The following is a 2,663-nucleotide window of genomic DNA, read 5'->3' as shown; positions in this document are numbered from 1 at the left end:
AAGCGATGGAGGAGCGTCAAGTGACGATTCAGGGGAATACGTACAATCTGCCTAGTCCTTTCATCGTCGTAGCAACCCAAAATCCCGTCGAATACGAAGGTACTTACCCACTGCCGGAGGCTCAGCTCGACCGGTTCATGTTTAAATTAGTACTCGATTACCCCGGTGAAGAGGCTGAGATCGCTATTCTTCGTGGACATGTGCCATTTCACCAGCATCAAGAGGAACCGCTTCAAGCTTTAATGACCCCTGAACGGGTAATTGAACTGCAGCGGAAGCTGACTGATGTTGTGGTGGAGGACTCCTTATACACTTACATAGCAACACTTATTCGCAAAACCCGCGAGTCCAAAAAGATCCAGCTGGGAGCTAGTCCCCGAGCGGGAATCGCTGTGCTGATGGCGAGTAAAGCTTGGGCTTTATTGGATGGCCGGACCTATGTCACGCCAGATGATATTAAGCTTGTCGCGCGGCCTGCGCTGCGGCACAGACTGCTGTTGACACCGCAAGCGGAACTGGAGGGCGGAACGAGTGACCAAATCATTCAAGAAACGCTCGGCTCTATTCCGGTTCCTAGATAAAACCTTCTTCCACGATTTTATTTTACCCACGCGAAGACTCATTGGTTTGGTGCTTATTGGCGCAGCCGGGATGTTGACCGCAGCTCCTTTTGATGCGGTTCTACCTGTCTTTTGGAGCTTTAATGCGCTGTTACTTGTACTGAGCGCGATTGATCTCCTTCTGCTTCCCAAACGTAATAGCTGGAAGATACGTAGATCACTCCCTGAACAGGCGGATGTGAGGAGCACTTTTGAGGTGAGTCTAGAGCTTGGGAGTTTGGTTAGGGGCTTGGAGCGATCTGCTGTGCACGTCGAGCTTAAGGATCATTTACCTTACACCTTTCAATTGGGAAGCAGCCAATTAAGCGGCACCTTTCAGGGGACTTCAGCTGCTTTCGGCTATACAGCGACGGCTAATGAAAGAGGGCGGTACGCTTTTGAAAATGTGTATCTGCGCTATTTCGGAGGCATGGGTCTTTGGAAGAAGCAAGTGCTTCTGAGTGCCCAAAACACCATTGAGATTTATCCGGATTTGTCCCAGGTTCGGGGTGTTCTTACCGCTGTTCAGGACGTTTTGATCCTAGAAGGTCATCGAGTGTTTAAAAAGCAGCGCAGCGGCTCCGAGTTCCACTATATTCGGGATTATGTGCAGGGTGATGACATCCGGCTTATTAACTGGAAAGCGTCGGCGCGAACGACAAAGCTGATGACGAACCTTTTTCAACCGGAAAAAGGGAAGATTGTCACCATCGTGCTGGATTGCGGAAGGCAAATGGCGATTGAGCTGGACGGGCAAGTGAAGCTGGATCGGGCTTTAGAAGCTGCGTTAACCTTAGCTGCTGTCGCGCTCAAGCAAGGGGATCAAGTGGCGTTAGTCGCTTACTCCAACAAGGTTAAAGTGTATGTGCCTGCAGGAAAAGGACTGCCTCATCTGCAAGTCTTAACGAAGGCTGTGTATGATTTGAGCACGGATTTTGTTGAATCGAGCACACAGATCGCTTTCGCACATGTGCTGCGTTTTCTGAAAAAGCGCTCGCTTGTCGTCCTATTTTCGGATATGGAGAGCTATCTTTATAATCAAGAAATGCTGCCGTATGTGCAGCGGCTTCGCAGAAGTCATCAGGTACTGCTCCTATCGCTTCAGGATCCACTGATTCATCAATGGGCTCGTGTTCGCGCTGAGGATAGCCGGCAGGCTTATAAGATAAGCATGGCGCACAAGTTTACGACGGATCGATACGCCTATGTAAACGAAATGGCCGGCAGAGGCATTCCTGTCATGGATGTCCCCGCCGACCAGCTTACGCTTAGCGCCGTTAATGCCTATTTGGATTTGAAAGCTCGTGATCGTTTATAGCGTTAATGGGCGTCTGCTGTTCACTCGTTTGCGAATGCCATACACGAAGTATAACGCGAGGAGCAACAGCGTAACGCCGGCGATCATATATTTCATTTCAAGAGGTAACGTGGAAGGGGTAATGTAACCCTCAATGAGTCCTGCGATGATGAATAACGGAATCGTGCCGATCAGGAGCTGTGCGGATTCCTTGGCCGACTCCAGAAAAAGCAGCTTGCGCGGATAAGGTCCCGGCACGAAAAAGCGATAACCCATGTATAGGCCAGCTCCGCCCGCTATGAAAATGGCGGTAAGCTCAATAATACCGTGCGGCAAAATGTACGCCCAGAATACATAACTTTTCCCGGATTGCATGTAAACTGCAGCCAAGGCACCAACGAGAAGGCCGTTGCTGATCATCAGATAGATGGTTCCGATGCCAAGCGTGATCCCGCTGATGAAGGCGAGAACGGCGACTCGGATGTTATTCGTCATGATAGCTGTCGAGATCAGCGGCGAATGCAGGTCGCCACGGGGATCCGATGTTTTGGATGGATCGATGTTCTCAGCCATGCCACCCGGCATAATGAAGGCCAGATTGAGCGGATCATGCCAAACCGACAGGAAGCCGAGTAAGCCTCCAAGCACAAAAAGAATGAATGCAAAGCCGACGAACAGGCTTCTTGCTTGGATGAGTGAAGGGAAATAATGGACGAAAAACTCCTTCATTTGGGTGCTGCTTGTTTGACTGTCTTTATACATTGTAT

General features: G+C 50.0%; 3 protein-coding genes. 2 read left to right on the top strand and 1 reads right to left on the bottom strand.

Annotated elements, in window-relative coordinates:
* Together AC1DUA_RS33040 and AC1DUA_RS33035 are read left to right on the top strand one after the other, a co-directional pair.
* Nucleotides 1-581, top strand: a 581-nt coding sequence (locus AC1DUA_RS33040; protein WP_477503763.1) for an AAA family ATPase, incomplete at its 5' end; no start/stop codon positions are given.
* A complete protein-coding gene (locus AC1DUA_RS33035) occupies nt 532-1,917 on the top strand; it encodes a DUF58 domain-containing protein (protein ID WP_477503762.1) in 1,386 nt (461 codons plus the stop codon). The genes AC1DUA_RS33040 and AC1DUA_RS33035, both read left to right, overlap by 50 nt.
* On the opposite strand, the gene AC1DUA_RS33030 is transcribed toward AC1DUA_RS33035, so the two are convergent.
* Nucleotides 1,912-2,663 (bottom strand): stage II sporulation protein M (locus AC1DUA_RS33030; protein ID WP_477503761.1); only part of this gene is annotated, 752 nt, incomplete at its 5' end. The two genes, AC1DUA_RS33035 and AC1DUA_RS33030, sit on opposite strands and share 6 nt — an antisense overlap.

Source organism: Paenibacillus sp. 01T422 (assembly GCF_056398785.1).
Note: the sequence above shows the minus strand (reverse complement) of the source record. Positions and strands in the feature narration are given on the sequence as shown.